Genomic DNA, 17,999 nt, shown 5'->3' on the forward strand with positions numbered 1-17,999 from the left:
ACCGGCGGGCCGAGCGGTGTCGCGCCGCCGGTCGGGTCGCGCAGAGCGCTGTCCGCCGCGGCCAGCGCGCGGGAGACCTCGTCCTCCTCCATGCGGTCCATGGTGGGGGCGCGGGCCGGGGCCCGGGTGCTCGCGGACGGAAAACGCCCAGCTATCGCCCCGGCCGTTGCCGGTCTCCGGCCCGACGCCCCGGCCGTTGCCGGGTCGCGGCCCCAACGCCCGTGCCAGGGGCGTTCGTTCAGGCCCCTGCCGTCGCCGGGGCCGGCTCGCGGGGCTCGTCGGTGGCGTTGCGGATGAGAAGGCCGGCCGTGTGGGCGATGTGCTCGCGCAGCAGGCGCGCGGCGAGGTCCGGGTCGCGGTCGACGGCGGCGCGCAGCAGGGCGCGGTGCTCGCCCGCGATGTCGCGGTCCGGCTCGCGGCCGAAGGAGACCGACCACTGGAGGTAGAGCGCGGCCTCCTCGCGCAGCGCGCGGGCGGTGGCGGTCAGGCGGCGGTTGCGGCAGCCGTCGAGCAGCGCGAGGTGGAACGCCCGGTGCGCGGCGGCCCACTCGTCGCTGGGGTGGTCGGTGTCGTCGGGGCCGAAGAAGGGGGTGCGCTCCAGGACGTGGTGCGCGGCGACCAGGCGGGCCTCCCAGTCCATGTCGCCCTCGACGACGGCCAGCCGCAGCACGGTGGACTCGATCTCGACGCGGGCGGTGGTGAGGTCGGCCAGGTCCTCGTGGGAGAGCGGGACGACGGCGTAGCCCTGGTGGGACTGCGCGGTCACGAAGCCCTCGGTGACCAGCCGGGTCAGCGCCTCGCGCGCGGCGCCGACGCTGGTCCCGTACCGGGCGCACAGCTCGGGGAATTTCAGCCGCTGCCCCGGCAGCAGCCGCCCCCCGAGGATGTCCCCCCGCAGCCGCCGGTAGACCTCACCGGCGCGGGTGGTCCCGTTGTCGTTCTTGGCCATGGCAGACAACCTAGCAGGCGTGCGAAAAGGGGGAAGGGTTTCGAAAGGGATGTTCCCGGCGACGGCCCGGCTTCGTCGGGCTGGGCCCGGGTGCTGCCCGGTCGCGGGGGCGGTCGCGGGAACGGTCGAGCGAAGAATCTACTTTCGAATCTTTTCATGAGGTTCGTAAGCTGCTAGCGTGCCCGGCATGCGTATCGCGAATGTCTCCGGCCGTCTGGCCGTGATCCAGCCCTCCGGCCGTGCCGTGGATGTGGAACGCGCCAGCGGCGGGCGCTTCGGCCCGGGCCCGCAGGCGGTCTTCGAGCGGTGGGGAGAGTTCCGGGAGTGGGCGGCGGGGGCCGCCCTGCCGGAAGGCGACGTCTTCGACGCGGGCGAGCTGGGGGCGCCGGCGCCGGCGCCGCGGCAGGTGTTCGCGATCGGGCTGAACTACCGGGACCACGCGGCCGAGTCCGGCTTCGCGGTGCCCGAGGGGCTGCCGCCGGTGTTCACGAAGTACGTCTCCAGCCTCAGCGGGCCGGTCAGCGAGGTCCGGCTGCCGCGGGGTGGGAACACCGACTGGGAGATCGAGCTGGTCGCCGTCATCGGGCGGCGCGCGGAGAACGTCCCCGAGGCGGAGGCCTGGTCGTACGTGGCGGGCCTGACCGCCGGGCAGGACCTCTCGGAGCGGGTGAAGCAACTGGCCGGTCCGGCGCCCCAGTTCAGTCTGGGCAAGTCGCACCCGGGGTTCGCCCCCACGGGTCCCGTCCTGGTCACCCCCGACGAGTTCGCCGATCCGGATGACCTGGAGCTGGGCTGCTCGGTCAACGGCGAGGAGGTCCAGAAGGGCCGCACCCGCGACCTGCTCTTCCCCCTCCCGTCCCTGATCGCGCGGCTGTCGGCGGTGCTGCCGCTGCTGCCCGGGGACCTGGTCTTCACCGGCACCCCGGCCGGGGTGGGCATGGGCCGCAGCCCCCAGCGTTTCCTCGCCCCGGGGGACGAGCTGGTCAGCTGGGTCGAGGGCATCGGCGAGCTGCGCCAGACCTTCACCGCCTGACGCCGCCCGGGTCATCAACCGGTTTGTGACGAAGGAGTCCGATCCATGGCGCTGCACCGACTGGCCTCCGTGACGATGGGGGTCCCCAACACCGATGAGACGCGGGCGTATTACGCCGACTTCGGGCTGAGCCCGGAGGAGGACGGCTGGTTCGCCACCCGGGACGGCGGCCGGCAGCTCCGCGTCGTGCACGCCCCCAGCCGCCGCCTGGTGGAGCTGCGGGTGGGCGCGGACACGCCGGACGACCTGGCCGCGGCGGCCTCCCGCCTGGCCCGCCTGGGCATCGAGGCCACCCCAGGCGCGGACCTGATGACGCTGACGGCCACCGAGCCGGTCACCGGCGCCCGCGCGGTGCTCCAGGTGGAGCCGCGCGTCACGCAGCCGGTCACCCCGCCCACCCCCTACAACGGCCCCGGCCGCCAGGACCGGGTCGGGACGCGGGCGCCGGGCATCGAACGCCAGGAGGCGATCCAGCCGCGCAAGCTCGGGCACGCCGTGCTGGGCACCACCGACTTCGCGGCCACCGCCGCGTTCTTCCGCGACGGCCTGGGCTTCAAGGTCAGCGACCTGATGGGCGAGGTGGGGGCGTTCCTGCGCTGCTCCACCGATCACCACAACGTCCTGGTGCTGGCCGCGCCGGTGCCCTTCCTGCACCACACCTCCTGGCAGGTGGACGACGTGGACGACGTCGGCCGCGGCGCGATGGCGATGCTGGAGGGCCACCCCGAGCGGCACGTGTGGGGCCTGGGCCGCCACCACGCCGGGTCGAACTTCTTCTGGTACCTCAAGGACCCGGCCGGGAACTTCTCCGAGTACTACTCCGACATGGACTGCGTCGTGGACGACCAGCTCTGGAAGCCGGAGGTCTTCGAGGGCGCCAAGGGCCTCTTCAGCTGGGGCCCGCCCCCGCCGCCCTCCTTCATCAAGCCCGAGGACCTGGCCTCCCTGATGACCGGGAGCCACAGCGCCTCATGAACGGCCGTATGAACAAGGTGATCGGCAGCGCCGCCGAGGCCGTGGCCGACATCGGGGACGGCGCCTCGCTGGCCGTGGGCGGCTTCGGCCTGTGCGGGATACCGGAGACGCTGATCCGCGCCGTGCACGCCGCCGGAACGGGCCGTCTGCGGCTGGTGTCCAACAACTGCGGCGTGGACGGCCGGGGCCTGGGCATCCTGCTGGCCGCCGGGCGGGTCACCCGGGTCACGGCCTCCTACGTGGGGGAGAACAAGGAGTTCGCCCGCCAGTACCTCGCCGGGGAGCTGGAGGTCGAGCTGATCCCCCAGGGGACGCTGGCCGAACGCCTCAGGGCGGGCGGTGCCGGGATACCGGCGTTCTTCACGCCGGCCGGGGTGGGCACGCAGATCGCCGAGGGCGGCCTGCCCTGGCGTTACGCCCCCGACGGCACCGTCGCCGTGTCCTCCCCCGCGCGGGAGACCCGCGTGATCGAGGGCCGCGAGTACGTGCTGGAGAACGCCATCACCTGCGACTTCGCGCTGGTGCGGGCCGCCCGGGGCGACGCCCACGGCAACCTCGTCTTCGACAAGTCCGCCCGGAACTTCAACCCCCTGGCCGCCACCGCCGGACGGATCACCGTCGCCGAGGTCGAGGAGCTGGTCGAGCCCGGGGCGCTGGATCCCGACGAGGTGCACCTGCCCGGCGTCTTCGTGCAGCGGGTCGTTCCCCTCACCCCCGCCCAGGCGGCGGACAAGCCCATCGAGCGGCGCACGGTTGCCGCGCCTGCGGCACGAGGAACGGTGGCGAGCGTCTGATGCCCTGGACCCGCCCCGAGATGGCCGCCCGCGCCGCCGCCGAACTGGCCGACGGCTCCTACGTCAACCTCGGCATCGGCCTGCCGACCCTGATCCCCAACCACCTCCCCGAGGGGGTCCACGTCGTCCTCCACTCCGAGAACGGCATCCTGGGCACCGGTCCCTACCCCGGCCCCGACAGGGTCGACCCCGACCTGATCAACGCCGGCAAGGAGACCGTCACCGTCCTGGCCGGAGCCGCGTTCTTCGACTCGGCCACCTCCTTCGGGATGATCCGCGGCGGCCACATCGACACCGCCGTCCTGGGCGCCATGCAGGTCTCCGCCACCGGCGACCTCGCCAACTGGATGATCCCCGGCAAGATGGTCAAGGGCATGGGCGGCGCGATGGACCTCGTCCACGGCGCCCGCCGCGTCATCGTCCTGACCGAGCACACCGCCAAGGACGGCACCCCCAAGATCCTCCGGCGCTGCACCCTGCCCCTGACGGGCCGGGCCTGCGTTCACCGGATCATCACCGACCTCGCCGTCCTGGACGTCACCCCGCAGGGCCTGACCCTGACCGAGACCGCCCCCGGCGTCACCGAAGCCGACGTCCGGGAGGCCACAGACGCGCCCATCGTCCAGCCCTGACCTGCTGGGCGCGACCAAGGAGGGCCGCCGGCACGCACCTCGCGCGCCGGCGGCCCTCCGCCTTTCCCGCAACCTCCGGCTACGCCCCCCGCGCCCGGTCCAGCACCGCCCCCGCCGCGGCGGCCGAGGGCACCTCGTCCCCGCGCCAGGCCACGAACCCGTCCGGCCGCACCAGCACGTACCGCGCCCCGTAAAGCCCGTGCAGATCCGGCCGGTTGAGCCGGTAGCGGGTGAACGGAACGCCCCGGGCCGCCGCCGCCGCGTCCCACTCCCCGGCGTCCGGCGCGCCCACCTCCAGCAGCGTGAAGCCGGGCCCGAGCAGGTCGTACAGCGAGTGCGCCCGGTCCAGCCAGCGGTGCGGCAGGCGGCTGCCCGGCGCGCCCGAGGGCCGGTAGAGGGAGGTCTCGGACGCCGGGTCCGGGCCCTCGTCGCCCTCCGCGATCAGCGGGGAGCCGGCGTAGGAGGCGCCTAGCACGAAGCCCGCCGTGTACGTCTCGGGCACCTTGGTCTGGCGGATCAGCTCCGCGGCCTTGGCGCGCAGCGCCTCGCCCTCCTCGCCGTCCGTGTCCAGGCCCGGGGCGGCCAGCTCGCCGGTCAGCACCCGCATGTTCCGCTCGGCCTCCGCGATGGCGCGCAGGGCCATCGGCCGGCGCTCGGCCTCGTAGGAGTCCAGCAGGCGCTCCCCGCCCCAGCCGCGCAGCGCGGCGGCCAGCTTCCAGCCCAGGTCGGCCGCGTCGCCGATGCCGGTATTGGCCCCGAACCCGCCCCAGGGCGGGTTCTGGTGAGCGGCGTCCCCGGCCAGGAAGCAGCGGCCCTCGCGGTACCGGTCCGCGACGAGCATCCGCGCCGTCCACGGGTCGACGGCCCGGACCTCCACGGGGAACTCCGCCCCGATCATGGTGTGCACGGCCCGCCCGAACCACTCGCGGTCCGCGTTCTCGGGCGCCCCGACGACGATGGCCCACCAGGTGTCCTGCGTGTCCAGCGTGCCGAGCAGGCCGTTGACCTCCTGGTTCACCACCCAGTACTGGACGGCGCGGCCGTGCCGGTGGGCGGCGGAGAGGCCGGGGGCGCGGAAGATCGCCTGGACGTTGCGCACCTCGTGGCTGCGGCCCGAGAGCGGGATGCCGGCGGCCCGGCGCACCACGCTGCGCGCGCCGTCCGCGCCCACGAGGAACGCCCCGCGCACGCGCCGTTCGCGCCCCTCCGCGTCCACGGCGACGGCTGTGACCCCGTCCGCGTCCTGCTCCACGCCGGTGACCGTCCAGCCCCACCGGGCCAGCACGGTGCCGCGCCGCGGCAGGGTGGCGCGCAGCGCCTCCTCGACCCGGCTCTGCGCGCACCACTGGGCGGGCTCGGCCAGCTCGGGCGCGGGCGGGTCGGACAACGAGAACACCCCGTCGAACCGCTCGATGCCCGGCCCGGTCAGAGAGGAGCAGAAGACGACCGAGTCCGACCAGCCGAACGGCAGGCGGGCGTTGTCCCGGATCGCCCCGGCCAGGCCGAGGCGCCGGTAGATCTCCATCGACCGGGGGTTGATCTGCTTGCAGCGGGGCGAGGCCAGCTCCGCCTCCGCCCGCGGCTCGATCAGCACGCACCCGATCCCGCGCGCCCCCAACTCGTGCGCGAGCGTGAGCCCGACCGGCCCGCCCCCGGCGACGATCACCTCGGTGACGACCTCGGCTGCCACGTCGGTGCCCCCGTCCGGGGGAAGCGGCTCCTGCGGGGGACGGGCTGAAGACATGGCGGCGCTCCACGGCGACTCGGCGGGCGGACGTTACCGCCATGTCTACGGGACGACATTCGTTAGGTCAATGCTCTTTCGAAAGTTCGCGGGCGGGGAAAACGGGCCCGCGGACGCCCCGCCCCCGGTGAACAGGTCACCCACGGTCAAGGACCTGCGTCTGTGTGTCCGCTTTCCGCCCTTCGAACGGCACTCGCCGTCGGTAGATTTTGTCCCCTTACGGTCGCAGGGCCGGGGCTTCCAGGGGGCAGGGGCCCGTCCCCGAGCCGGGGCGGGCGAGACACGCGCGACAGGGGGAATCACGTGACAGGCACCACGCGGCACGACAACTGGGACGACGACTGGGATGCCTTCGTCCAGGCGTTCCGGCACGCGATCGCGCCCATCGGCAGTGACGGCAAGCCCGACCGGCAGGCGAAGGCGAACGCCATACTTCCGCCCGTCGTGCTGCTCTCCGCCGGAGGCCGGCAGCAGGCCGTGCGCAAGCTCGACGCGTGCGTGCCCCGCGTCGACGCGCGGGACCCGCGCACGGAGCTGATCCGCCCCGTGGACACCGCCCCCGCGCACGGCCTGGCGCCGTTGTGCGCCGAGATCAGCATCGCCGCGCTGCGGCAGCGGGCACCCCGGAAGACGGGCCGGCTGAGGCTGACGAACTTCTCGCTGATGCGCGACGCGCTGGCCTGGGCCCAACAGCAGCAGGGCGGCCCGGACCAGCAGGCCCCCAACCCGCCGCCCGCGGACGGCGACGCGGCGATCCGCCCCGGAATCCGATTGCGGAACCACTGCTACACACTGGCCCGCGGGCCCGGCCTGCGCCTCCTGTCCTGGCTGGGCGGGGTGGTGGAGGCGCCGGGCGGGTTCGCCTCGCGGTGGGCCCTGGCCGCCGGCCCCGTCTTCCACCAGCTCCCCCGTTGGCTGTGGGCCCGCCGCCGCACCCGCCGGCTGATGCGCTCGCGGCGAACGGCCTGGTTCGCGAAGCTGATCCACGACGGCCCGCTGGCCGGCGGTGACTTCTTCGAGGAGCTGCACGACCGGCTGACACCCCTGGTCCGGGGGAGCGACAGGCGGTCCCCCGAGCGGCGCGAGCGCGAACTGGAGCAGATGCTGCTGCGCGCCCTGCTGACGGACCTCGCGCGCTGGGGGCGGCCGGGCCGGATCTCCCCGTGGCGCCGCAGGCGGACGACCCGCTTCCTCCTCCTGATCCGCCTGGCGGACGGCGAGGCGGGCAGGCGGGGGGCGCGTTTCCTGGAGGAGTACGCGCGGGCCGCGGTGGCGACCGGCTGCGGGGCCGCGCTGGTAGCTGCCGACGCACCGGCCGGGACGCCCGTCGCGGGCCAGGAGGCCACGCTTCCCGAGGCCGCGGCCCGGCTGCGCGCGAAGGACGGCGCGGGCGGCGCCGTAGCCCCTCTGCTGGTGCCGCTGCCGGGGGAACTCCCGGGCGGCGACCCCTATCAGGCCCGCCCCGTACGGAGGATCTGGTGCGGCCCGGCCGTCGAGACGGTCGCGTGGTGCGCGGCGCTGGCGATGGGGCTGGGGTCGTTCGCGTGGTCCCTCGACCCCTTCCCGGAGGACACCACCTGCCTCACCTTTCCCGCCGGGCAGGACGCCCCGGGCGTTGCCCCCGGCTCGGACCAGGAGGCGCCACCGCTGGACGCGGAGTACCGAGAGGCGCGGCGGCGGATCGAGGAGCAGAACGAGGCGGCCGACCGCGCCGAGCGGGCGGGCGAGGGGACCGTGAGGACCGTCGCCTACATCGGGGCGGGCGCGACCGGGAGCGACGACGAGCTGGCGCGGCGCTCCGACGGGGCCGTGCCCGAGCTGCGGGGCGTCGCCCTGGCCCAGCAGGACATCAACGAGGCCGCGGCGCGTGACGAGGACAGGATCTGGCTGCGCGTGGCCCTCTACGACCAGGCGGGGGAGCGGTACGCGGACGCCGCGACCGTGGCCGAGCAGATCATCCGGGACGCCGAGGCGACGGCGCCCGAGATCATCGGGGTCGTGGGCTTCGCCCAGAGCCGGACGCAGACCCGGGACGCCGTGGGCGACCTGACCGAGGCCGGCCTGCCGGTCGTCACGACCTCGGCCACGGCGAACGAGATGGATCCGGGCCAGTACTTCCGCGCGGCGGCGCCGCCGAACAGCCGGGAGGCCGAGGTCGTCAGCCGGTTCGCGCGGAGCGCGAACATCGTCCGGGAGAACCCGGAGGCGGGTCAGGACACCCCCGGCGGGTGTGTTCCCGCCGAGGCGGCCGTCGTGGTGCAGGACCCCCGCGACCTCTACAGCGACGGCATCGGGGACCGCTTCGCCGAGGAGTTCGCGGAGGGCGCCGAGGGCGTTGAGGACGCAGGGGACGCCGAGGATGCGGTACTCCAGGTGCTGCACACCCCCGAGGGCCCGCCCGCGCCCGCGCCCTCCGAGGGGTCGCGCGTCGCCGCCGACACCCCGGAGGAGATCGCGGTCGAGGTGTGCGAGGCGGTCACGGACGAGCCTCGCACGGTCGTGTACTGGGCGGCCCGGTCCGTGGAGTTCCAGGCATTCCTCCACGAGTACGAGAGCGTCACCGACTGCACGGACGACGCCCTGACCGTGCTCGGGGGGAACGAGCTGACGAACGCGGTGCTGTCCGGGTCCTACGACACCCCTGCCTGGCTCCGCCTCTTCCACACCGCTCACGTGCTGCCCATCGGCCACCAGGCGCTCAGCGACGAGGCGCAGGACTTCAACGACGACTACGACGCCGCGTTCGGAGAGGACGACCTGTGGCGCAACGACGGCCACGCCGCCCTCGCCCACGACGCGCTGCAACTGCTGGCCGACGCGGGCAGCGACGCGTTCCAGACCGTCGGCGACGAGGTCGCGGCCCAGAACGTGCAACAGAGCCTCGACGGCGGCCTCAGCAGGCAGGGCGCCAGCGGCTACCTGGCCTTCGACGGACGCGACGCGTACTCGGAGGACAAGCCCGTCGTCGTCCTCCACCACACCGACGACGGCTCCGGCCCGGTCCTGTACTGCGGCCGGTTCACCCGGGACCCGGCGGAGGAGGAAGCCTCCGGCGGCGGGCTGAACGAGGAGGTCTGCGGGTAAGCGGCCCGGCGTGCCTCAGTCCTGCTGGCCCAGTCCCTGGCCCTGCTCCGGCCGGCCGTGCTCCGGGCGGGTGCGGGGGCGGGCGCCCGGGGCCGGCCGGCGGCCCACCCGGAGCATGCCGCCGGGCTCCTCGGTCTCGGGGGTCAGCTCGACCTCGATGCGGTGGGTGGTGTCGCGGGAGGCGCCGCCGCCCACGTCCGCCGTGAGGACGCCGATGCGCAGGCCCGCGCGCCCGTCGGCCGCGCGGTGGACCTGGACGGCGAACTCCAGGTGCACGCGGTCCACCGCGAACCGCACCGACTCGCCCTCCCCGTCCTTCCACGCCTGGGTCAGCTCGCGCCGGACCTGGCCGATCACCTCCGCGAGCCCGATGAAGCCCTCACCCGCCACGTTCATCCCCGCCACCCCCAACTCCGCCGGTGTGTGCGGAAGTCTACGGGGCGTGACCCTCCGCGAGTATGCTGTGAACCCATGGGGGACAATGCGACGGAGCGTTGGCTGGCCCGCATCCGAGAGTCACCTCAGGGGCCGGTTCTGGGGGCGGGGGTCCTGCTCGGCGAGGAGCACGTCCTGACCTGCGCGCACCTGCTCCCGGGGGAGGACGTGCCGGTCACCGTCGAGCCCGTACGGGACGGTCCCGCAGGGGCGCGGGTGGCCGAGGGCGGGTGGGCCCCGGAGCGGACCGACGCGGCCTGGGGGCCCAGCGGCGACCTCGCCCTGCTGAGGCTGAGCCGCCCGCAGCCGCCCGGCCGGGGCACGCGCCTGCTGCGGCTGGCCCCGACCCGGGGCCGCGAGGTGCGGATGTACGGCTTCCCGGACGGCGCAGAGGCCGGCCTCGTCCTCTTCGGCCGCCTCGACGGCCTGATGGCCGACGGCCGCGTGCAGATCTCCGCGCGGCGGGGCAGCGCCGCCGTGGTCCCCGGGTTCAGCGGCGGCGGGGTGGTGGACGAGCGCACCGGGCGGGTCATCGGCATCGTCGTCAGCACCTGCCGGCGCGGCGGCATCTCCGTGTCGTTCATGATCCCCGTCGAGACCGTCCTCCAGCACGTCCCTCGGGTCGCCGCGCACGTGGACGGCGAGGCGGTGGCCGACCCCGGCCCGGCGGGCGCGGACCCGGGGCCCGGCCCCGAGGCGGACCCCGATGCAGATCAACTCCCGGAGGAAGACGCCGAGTTCGCCGTCCGCCTGGCGGACTGGCTCAGCGGCGGCGAGTCCGCCGCCCCCGTGGAGTCCGCCGTCGTCGGCCCCGGGGACCGCGCCCGCGCCCTCCCGCTGGACCGCGCCCTGTCCCTGGCCGACCGCGAGCTGCCCGCCCCCGCCCGCGCCGAGCACCTGGCCAACGCCCCGCCCGGCACCGTCCCGCCCGTGGGCTCCCTGGACCTGACCGTGGACGCCACCGCGCAGCCCACGGACCGGATCGCCGAGCGCGTCTGCGGCCGGATGGGCATCACGCCGGGCGCGGGCCGCACGTACGCCGAGCGGCTGCGCTCCACGCCCCTGCCGCTGACCCTGGTCGTGCGTGGCGTCGACCGCGCCCCGGACGGGGAGGGCCTGCTGGAGCTGCTGGAGCTGCTGGCGGAGCAGGGCGCCCGCGTCCTGCTCGTCTTCCACGGCGGCGACGAGGCCGTCCGGGAGGCGGCGACGGCGGCCCTGGCGTTCCGCTCGCGGCTGGGCGCGATCGACCGGCGCCTGGGGGAGTGCGCCGAGACCGGCTGGCGCGAGCTGCACCGCCGCCGCCAGATCGTCCGGGTCAACGCCGAGCCCGCGCGCGACGCGATGGAACGCGCCACCTCCGCGCTCGTCCGGATTCCCGCCCAGCGGGCGCGCGTCGCGCGGCTCGGCGCGCAGTTGCAGGCCGGCCGCTGCGCGGGCGGCGGCACCGGGAGCTGGGACGCGGCGGGCCTGGAACGCCTGGGCGCCGCGCTGTTCGCCCCCGCCCGGTTCGCCGCGGCGGCCGGGGAGCGGGTCACCGAGGCCCTGGCCGCGCTGGACGCGCTGATCGCGCGGCGGGACGAACTGCGCGAGCGGCTGACGGCCGTTCACCTGCTGGCCGGGGACCTGGACAGCCCCGACGGGGAGGATCTGGCGCTGGCCGATCTCTACCGCAGGGCACGGGCGTTGCTCATGCAGGGGCCCTGCGACGTGCCGGCCGCGGACGCGGCGGTCGCCGAGTACGGGGCGGAGGTCCGCCGCCGCCTGGGCCAGCAGCGGCGCCGCGACAGGGAGGACGGGCGGGAAGCGGACGAACTCCCGCCCGGCGCACGGCCGTTCCTCGGACCGCACCGGAGGCCGGGCCCGGACCCGGCGGGCGGCCCCGCGGGCGGGTGAACGGCCGGCGCCCAAGCCGGCCCCGGCCCACTGCGCCGAGCAGAACGGCCAGGCGCGGCGCGCCGAGTCGTACTACCGTGCGGTGTGGCGCCGCGACCACGCGGACGGCCCCGCCGTCCTCGGCCCGTTCCGCGTCCACCGGGCGCAGGGCCAACGCGCCGCCGCCGTCGAGGCGCTGGACCAGAACCCGGACCACGCGCCGTACCACGGCCCGGCCCGGCCGGCAGGCGTCCGGCCGCCGGCCCGCCGCGCCGGCGGCTCCGCCGAGGAGCACGGCGCCCTCATCGACCTGAGGAACCGCCTGCGGCCGGCGGCGTTCCTGTGCACGCGCCGGGCGGGAGGCGCAGGCCGGACAGCCGGCGAACGGCCGGGCAGTATGGGGACAACGGGCGCGACGGGGGCGACGGGATGGACGAGGCGATGCGAAGGAGCGCGCCCATGAGCGAGAGAACGGCCGCGGGTCCGCACGCGGCCACCCTGGTGGCCGCCCCGCCCCGGAAGGTACCCGTCGGCGCCGCGAGCGCCGGCGTCCACGCCTCCTGCGACGCCCACACCCAGGGCGTCGATCCGGCCGCCCCCGGCGACGCCCCTCCGGCAGGGCCCGCATGAGCGACACCCGCCGTTCCCTCGTGCGCCGCAGCGCCGCGCTGCTCGCGCTCACCGCCGCCACGGTCGTCGTCCTCTTCGCCGCCTACCGCGGCGTGCACGACACGGCCGCCCCGCTGCGCGAGGAGACCGCCCCCGCGATCCTCGACGTGACCGCCGCGCGGAACGCCCTGCGCGAGGCCGGCGCGGTCAGCCGCGAGGGCCCCGGCTCCGGCGGCTTCCGCGTGCAGATCGCGGTGGCCAACCAGAGCCTCGCCCGCGCCGCCGAGGCCGGCGTGCTCGGCGAGCCCGGCCTGCGCACCCTGGAGACCGTCACCGGCCTGATCGTCTCCTTCAGCGGCTGGCTGGAGCTGGCAGACCGGCTGCCCGACGAGGCGCCGCTGCGCGAGGCGTACCTGCACTACGCCGAGCACATGCTGACCGGCTCGGGCAGCGGCAGCGGCATCCTCGAGCGCCTCGACACCCTCCAGACCGGGCGGCCGGGCCCGCCGGAGGAGGGCGGCGTCGACGGCCAGGCCGACGTGCTGGCCGACCAGGCGTCCTTCGGCTGGCCGCTGCGCGCCGCCTGGGCGCTGGCCCTGCTGGGGACGGCGGCCCTGGTGGCGCTGCTGGCGGAGACGCAGGTCTTCCTGCACCGCCGCTTCCGCCGCCTGCTCAACCCGTGGCTGCTGGCCGCGACGCTCACGCTCGTGCTGGGCGTGGCCGCGCTGGCCGTCCTCGCCGCCCAGACCCACGACGCGAAGGCGGCCTCCCGCGCGGACCTGGCCGGCATCCTCGCCGCCTCCGAACCGGCTCCGGGCGGGGCCGGGTCGCGCGACACCGACACCGACAGCGTTGCCCGAACCATCCGCACCACCGCAGAGGAGGTCGCCGCCGACATGCGCGACACCGACTGGCGGGCCGGGCTGACCGGCCTCGTCCCCATCCTCGGCCTGGTCCTCGTCGCCCAGGTGACCCTGGGCGTGGCCCCCCGCATCGCCGAGTACCGGTACCGGTCGCGATGAGGGGCCGCCGGGCCGCGCTCGCGGTCGCGCTGACCGCCGCCGTCGCCGTGCTGGCCGGGGCCGCCGTCTGGCTGGTCCGCTCCGCCGCGCCCGAGCGAGGCGTCACCGTGCTGGCCTCCTGGACCGGCGACGACGCGGCGGCGTTCGCCGAGCTCACCGACGCCTTCACCGCCGAGACCGGCATCGCGGTGAACTACCAGGGCACCACCGCGCTGCGCGAAGTGCTGCTCTCCCAGGTGCAGTCGGGGTCCCCGCCCGACATCGCCATCCTGCCCAGCCTCGGCCAGCTCGCCGAATACGTCGAGCGCGGCCTGGCGTTCCCGCTGGACGGGGCCTTCGACGAGCGCGGGGAGGCCGAGCTACGGGCGGCCTACGGCGCTCCCTGGCTCTCCCCCGAGGGGCTGGGTGAGCCGGGCAGCATCTACTGGTTCCCCGTCAAGGCCGACCTCAAGTCCCTGGTCTGGTACGACCGTTCGCGGCCCTCGGCGGACCCGGCGGACGGGGAAAGCTGGTGCCTGGGCATGGGCTCGGACGCCACCTCCGGCTGGCCGGGCACCGACTGGATCGAGGACCTGCTGCTCCAGGCCCCCGGCGGCCTCGATGTGTACGAGGCGTGGGCCACCGGGGACCACGCCCGCTGGACCTCGCCCGAAATGCGGGCCGCCTGGAGGGCGTTCGGGGAGCTGGTCACGGGCAACGGCTCGGGCCGCGCCGTCGAGTCCCTGACCACCGACTACTTCGTGGCCTCGGCCGGCCTCGCGCCGGACGCCGGACCCGGGGCGCAGAGCTGCGCGCTCGATCACCGGGAGTCCAACGCCCGTTCGGCGTACGGCGCGGCGGACATCGCCTACTCCCCCTCCGCCGAGGTCTTCCCCGGCACGGCTGGAGCCCCCAACGCCTGGGAGGTGGGCGGGGACTTCGCGGCCCTCTTCCGCCAGGACCCGGACGCCGAGGCGCTGATGGCCTTCCTCGCCTCCGAGGAGGCGCAGGAGATCTGGGTCCGCGAGGCGTCCGGGGACGCCTCGACCCCGCTCTCGGCGCACGCCGGCGCCGAGGCGTTCACCGGCGACACCGACCCGCTCACCGCCGCCCTCACCGGGCACCTGCGCGGGGCGGAGACCCCCCGCTGCCTGGACGCCTCCGACACGATGCCGCCCGCGCTGCGCGAGGCCTTCCACCTGGAGGTCCTGACCTTCCTCGCCGACGTCCCCGCCCACCTCGACGACCCCACCCTCCTCGACGCCCTCCTCCAACGCCTGCGCGCCACCGGCGAATCCACCGCCGCCGCTCACGCCACCTGGCTCACCTCAACCTGCGGCCCCCCACCCCGCTGACCGCCTGGCCCGCCCCCTTCCGGGGTCCCTAGGGGGTGGCCAGGGCTTCTGTCGGAGGGAGGCGGGCGGCGCGGAGGGCGGGGTAGAGGCCGGCCAGGGCTCCGATGACCAGGGTGACGGCGAGGCCGCCGCCCGCCGCCCAGGGCGGGATGACCGCCGGCCAGCCCTGGGAGGTGGCGTAGGCGGCGGTCGCCCCGGTGCCCAGCAGGGCGCCGCCCGCCCCGCCCAGGCCGGAGAGGAGCAGGGACTCGGCCAGGAACTGGAGGCGGATCTGCCCGCGCGTCGCGCCCAGCGCGCGGCGCAGGCCGATCTCGGAGCGCCGTTCCAGCACCGAGATGACCATCGTGTTGGCCACCCCGACCCCGCCGACCAGCAGCGCCACCGCCCCCAGCCCCAGCAGCAGCCGGGTGAACGCCTCGTCCGCCGCCCGCTGCGCCACCAGCGCGTCCGAGGGGCGCGAGACCTCGACCGAGCCGGGCGAGGCCGGGTTGGCGGTCGGCCCCAGGACGCGCTGCGCCGCCTCCACCCGCTCCTGCGCGGCGCGGGCGTAGAGGGTCGTGGCGTGCCCGTCGAAGCCCAGCTCCGTCTCGGCCGCCCGCCAGCCGATCAGCGCGGCCGTGTCCAACTCCGGGGCCAGCGGCGCCGGTTCGAGGATGCCCAGGACGGTGAACCACTCCCCGCCGACCAGCACCCGCACCTCGGGCCCGGCCCGCCCTATGCCCAGCCGCTCGGCGGCCGTCGCGCCGAGGACCACGGCCGGGTAGCGGCCGGTGGCCTCGTTCAGCCAGGCCCCGTCCCGGAGTTGGGCCCCGGTGGTGGACGGCAGGCCGGTGCGCGCCGCGTAGACCCCGAGGCCCCGGTGCTCGGCCTCCGGGATGCGGTCGGTGCGGTAGACGCTCGCGTCGGTGACCTGCCCGATCGCGGAGACCGACTCGACCGGCCCGATGCGTTCCACCATCTCCTCGGCGGTCAGCGGCAGTCGGACGTCGCCGCCCGTCATGGACTGGCCGGGCGCGACGGTCAGGAGGTTGGTGCCCAGCGCGTCCAGCGTGCGGTCGAGGTCGGCGCGCGAGGAGGAGGAGATGCCGACGACGGCGAGCATGGCGGCGATCCCGATGGCGATGCCGAGCGCGGAGAGGAACGTCCGCGGCGGGCGCGTCCGCAACCCGACCGCGCCGACCTTCACCACGTCCCGTGGCCTCAGCCGCGCCGGCCGCGGCGCCGCCTCCCGCGCCGCCGGCGCGTTCCCGGCCGCCGCGACGTCCACGGCGCTCACCGCGCCGCCTCCGCCCCGGCGCCCCCCGGCGCCGGGGCCGAGTCCTCCACGATCCGCCCGTCCCGCATCCGCACCTGCCGCGGCAGCGTCGCCGCGATCTCCCGGTCGTGCGTGATGATCACGACGGTCGTGCCGTCCGCGTGCAGCTCGCGCAGCAGCTCCATCACCCCGGCCCCGGACGCCGAGTCCAGCGCCCCGGTCGGTTCGTCGGCCAGCAGCAGCGGGGGCCCGCCCGCCACCGCCCGTGCCACGGCCACCCGTTGGCGTTCGCCGCCGGACAACTCGTGCGGCCGGTGGTCCATCCGGTGCCCGAGCCCCACCCGCCGCAGCGCCGCGGCGGCCAGCCGCCTGCGTTCCCCGTGCCGCAGGCCGCTGTAGAGGAGGCCGTCCGCGACGTTCTCCAGCGCCGGGGTGCCCACCGCGAGGTGGAAGGACTGGAAGACGAACCCGATCCGCCGCGCCCGCAGCGCGGAGAGCCGGCTGTCCGGCAGCCGGGCCACGTCGTGGCCCTCGATGCGGACGCTGCCCGAGGTGGGCCGGTCCAGCGTGCCCAGGACGTTGAGCATCGTGGACTTGCCGGAGCCGGACGGGCCCGCGATCGCCACGAGTTCGCCGCGGCCGATGTGCAACGACACTCCCGCCAGCGCCGTGACGCCGCCCGGGTAGCTCTTGGTGACGTCCTCCAGAGTGATCACGACGGCATCCCCACCCGGTCGCCCTCGGCGAGGCCGTCCCCCGAGACCTCCACGCGACCGTCCGCGAACAGGCCCGTGGTGACCGGGACATAGCGTGAGGTCCCGCCCTCGATGACCTCCACCCCGAAGCCGCCCTCGGCGAGCGCGAGCAGCGCGGCCACCGGGACGGTCAGCACGTCCGGGCGTTCCCCCGCGGTGAACTCCACGTGCGCGCCCGCCTGGTCCCAGAGGCCCGCGGCCTCCTGGGCGTCCTCCCCGGGGAGTCCGACCACGACCTGGATGACGGTCTCCATCTGCCCTCCGCCGCTTCCGCCTTCGCCGCCGCCCTCGGCGGGCCGCAGCAGGGTGGTGATGTTTCCGACCACGCCCGCGAGTTCGGAGTCGTCCGGCAGCCGGACGGTCACCCCCGCGCCCTCCTCCGCCAACCGCCGGTCGGCGGGGGCGAGCTCGACGGTCACCACGCGCTCGCGGCCGGTCACGGTCAGCACCGGCCCGTCGGGCGCGACCGCGTCGCCGGCCGCCGCCCCGGCACCGTCCACGCGCAGCGGCCCTTCCGCGAAGACCACCCGGCCCAGCTCGACCGTGCCCGTCTCCGGCAGGCCCGCGTCCTCCTGCCACCGCTCCACGGCCGCGGCCGTGGCGGCGGTGTAGGCGTCGTCGGGCGTGAACCCGGTGTAGCCGAGAGCGGCCAGGTTCTCCTCGAACTGCTCCACGTCCGGCCCCTCCGCGCCCGGCTCCAGCGGCCGGTAGGCGGGCGTCGCGCCGTACATCAGCACGACCGGCAGGTTGTCCACAGAGAACAGGGCCTCGCCGCGCGCCACTTCCTCGCCCACGGCCGGGACCCGGGTCAGGGTGCCGCCCAGCCGGGTGCCCACGGCGGCCGAGGGCCCGTGCCCGAGGCGGCCGTCCGCACTCTCGACGTCGACCAGTGTCTGCCGGGTCACCTCGGCGCTCTCCGGGGGCAGTTCTTCTCCCGCTGCCTCGGCGTCCGCCCCGTCCCCGCCCGTGCCGGGCATCCCGAGCGCCGCCCAGGCTCCGCCGGCGGCGGCCATCACCACGACGGCCACGGCCGCCCTCAACCCCTTACTCCTCCGCCCCATCTCCCTTACCTCTCCCGGGAGTCGAGCTGGCCCTCGCCGTCGCCCGGCATCTCCGCCTGGCAGGTCTCCTCGGCCGCCTCATAGTCGGGGTCCTCCATGATGGCCGGGTCGTCGATCGCGATCCCGCCGTTGGGCAGCGGGTCGGGGAAGTCCTCCACGCCCTCGTCGCGCATGCACTGCGCGTACCGCTCGACGGCCTCGCGCCGCTCCGGGGGCAGCGTCTGATCGGGCTGGAGCGCCGGGTCCAGATGCCGGCACGCCTCCATCGCGGCCTCCACCACGGCCTGGTCCTGGCCGTCCATGTTGAGATCCATCCCCCCGCCGGGCTCCGGGTCCGGAACGTCCAGCCCCTGCTCCCGCATGCACCGGGCGAACTCCAGCACCATCTCCTCCGGCTCCAGCTCCTCCCCGCCCCGGCCGCCGCCCTCCCCGCCCCCCCCCCCCC

16 protein-coding genes and 1 pseudogene are annotated in these 17,999 nt (G+C 75.8%); 10 read left to right on the forward strand and 7 right to left on the reverse strand.

All coding sequences use genetic code 11. The features are described 5' to 3' along the window. Positions 1–238: 238 nt before the first annotated feature. Positions 239–949: a GntR family transcriptional regulator gene (locus RM780_RS18955; protein WP_311631972.1), complete on the reverse strand. Its 711-nt coding sequence runs from the start codon at positions 947–949 to the stop codon at positions 239–241. A 187-nt stretch (positions 950–1,136) separates the two neighbouring features. On the opposite strand from RM780_RS18955, the gene RM780_RS18960 reads away from it, so the two are divergent. Genes RM780_RS18960 through RM780_RS18975 form a run of 4 tightly spaced genes read left to right on the forward strand, consistent with a single transcriptional unit; the run spans position 1,137 to position 4,383 of the window. Further along, the gene (locus RM780_RS18960; protein WP_311631973.1) at positions 1,137–1,982 is read left to right on the forward strand and encodes a fumarylacetoacetate hydrolase family protein; all 846 of its coding nucleotides are present in this window, start codon (positions 1,137–1,139) and stop codon (positions 1,980–1,982) included. A gap of 45 nt (positions 1,983–2,027) precedes the next feature. Then, on the forward strand, positions 2,028–2,957 hold the full coding sequence (locus RM780_RS18965) for a VOC family protein (protein WP_311631974.1): 930 nt from the start codon (positions 2,028–2,030) through the stop codon (positions 2,955–2,957). A gap of 8 nt (positions 2,958–2,965) precedes the next feature. Further along, a complete protein-coding gene (locus RM780_RS18970) occupies positions 2,966–3,751 on the forward strand; it encodes a CoA transferase subunit A (RefSeq protein WP_311631975.1) in 786 nt (261 codons plus the stop codon). After that, the gene (locus RM780_RS18975) at positions 3,751–4,383 is read left to right on the forward strand and encodes a 3-oxoacid CoA-transferase subunit B (RefSeq protein WP_311631976.1); all 633 of its coding nucleotides are present in this window, start codon (positions 3,751–3,753) and stop codon (positions 4,381–4,383) included. The genes RM780_RS18970 and RM780_RS18975 overlap by 1 nt, the downstream gene beginning before the upstream one ends. A 79-nt stretch (positions 4,384–4,462) precedes the next feature. On the opposite strand, the gene RM780_RS18980 is transcribed toward RM780_RS18975, so the two are convergent. Further along, positions 4,463–6,127 (reverse strand): FAD-dependent monooxygenase, encoded by a 1,665-nt coding sequence (locus RM780_RS18980; RefSeq protein WP_311631977.1) that lies wholly within the window; start codon positions 6,125–6,127, stop codon positions 4,463–4,465. Positions 6,128–6,430: 303 nt separating this feature from the next. Between RM780_RS18980 and RM780_RS18985 the strand changes: the two genes are divergently transcribed. Beyond that, a complete protein-coding gene (locus tag RM780_RS18985; protein ID WP_311631979.1) occupies positions 6,431–9,211 on the forward strand; it encodes a hypothetical protein in 2,781 nt (926 codons plus the stop codon). 15 nt (positions 9,212–9,226) lie between these two features. On the opposite strand, the gene RM780_RS18990 is transcribed toward RM780_RS18985, so the two are convergent. Next, entirely contained in the window at positions 9,227–9,607 is a 381-nt protein-coding gene (locus RM780_RS18990) for a trypco2 family protein (protein ID WP_311631980.1), read from the reverse strand. Between the two features lie 75 nt (positions 9,608–9,682). Between RM780_RS18990 and RM780_RS18995 the strand changes: the two genes are divergently transcribed. The 5 genes and pseudogenes from RM780_RS18995 (at position 9,683) to RM780_RS19010 (ending at position 14,483) form a co-directional block, all read left to right on the forward strand. Then, a complete protein-coding gene (locus tag RM780_RS18995) occupies positions 9,683–11,539 on the forward strand; it encodes a serine protease (RefSeq protein ID WP_311631981.1) in 1,857 nt (618 codons plus the stop codon). Between the two features lie 19 nt (positions 11,540–11,558). Beyond that, positions 11,559–11,981: pseudogene (locus RM780_RS27870) on the forward strand (tetratricopeptide repeat protein); the annotation flags it as partial. Next, complete coding sequence (locus RM780_RS19000) at positions 11,978–12,148, forward strand: hypothetical protein (RefSeq protein ID WP_311631983.1); 171 nt, start codon at positions 11,978–11,980, stop codon at positions 12,146–12,148. The pseudogene RM780_RS27870 and the gene RM780_RS19000, both read left to right, overlap by 4 nt. Further along, positions 12,145–13,149, forward strand: coding sequence for a hypothetical protein (locus RM780_RS19005; protein WP_311631984.1), 1,005 nt, complete (start codon positions 12,145–12,147; stop codon positions 13,147–13,149). Before RM780_RS19000 ends, RM780_RS19005 begins: the two co-directional genes overlap by 4 nt. Continuing rightward, positions 13,146–14,483 carry an extracellular solute-binding protein gene (locus RM780_RS19010; protein WP_311631985.1) on the forward strand — a complete coding sequence of 446 codons (1,338 nt, stop codon included), beginning with the start codon at positions 13,146–13,148 and terminating at the stop codon, positions 14,481–14,483. The genes RM780_RS19005 and RM780_RS19010 overlap by 4 nt, the downstream gene beginning before the upstream one ends. A 28-nt stretch (positions 14,484–14,511) precedes the next feature. On the opposite strand, the gene RM780_RS19015 is transcribed toward RM780_RS19010, so the two are convergent. The 4 genes from RM780_RS19015 to RM780_RS19030 all read right to left on the reverse strand — a co-directional run. After that, entirely contained in the window at positions 14,512–15,759 is a 1,248-nt protein-coding gene (locus RM780_RS19015; RefSeq protein WP_311631986.1) for an ABC transporter permease, read from the reverse strand. Beyond that, positions 15,756–16,454 (reverse strand): ABC transporter ATP-binding protein, encoded by a 699-nt coding sequence (locus RM780_RS19020; protein WP_311631987.1) that lies wholly within the window; start codon positions 16,452–16,454, stop codon positions 15,756–15,758. The genes RM780_RS19015 and RM780_RS19020 overlap by 4 nt, the downstream gene beginning before the upstream one ends. Further along, complete coding sequence (locus tag RM780_RS19025; RefSeq protein WP_311631988.1) at positions 16,451–17,533, reverse strand: peptidoglycan-binding protein; 1,083 nt, start codon at positions 17,531–17,533, stop codon at positions 16,451–16,453. Before RM780_RS19025 ends, RM780_RS19020 begins: the two co-directional genes overlap by 4 nt. Before the next feature lie 26 nt (positions 17,534–17,559). Beyond that, positions 17,560–17,999 (reverse strand): hypothetical protein (locus RM780_RS19030; RefSeq protein ID WP_311631989.1); only part of this gene is annotated, 440 nt, incomplete at its 5' end.

The organism is Streptomyces boetiae, from assembly GCF_031845405.1.
GTDB classification, from domain to species: domain Bacteria; phylum Actinomycetota; class Actinomycetes; order Streptomycetales; family Streptomycetaceae; genus Streptomyces; species Streptomyces boetiae.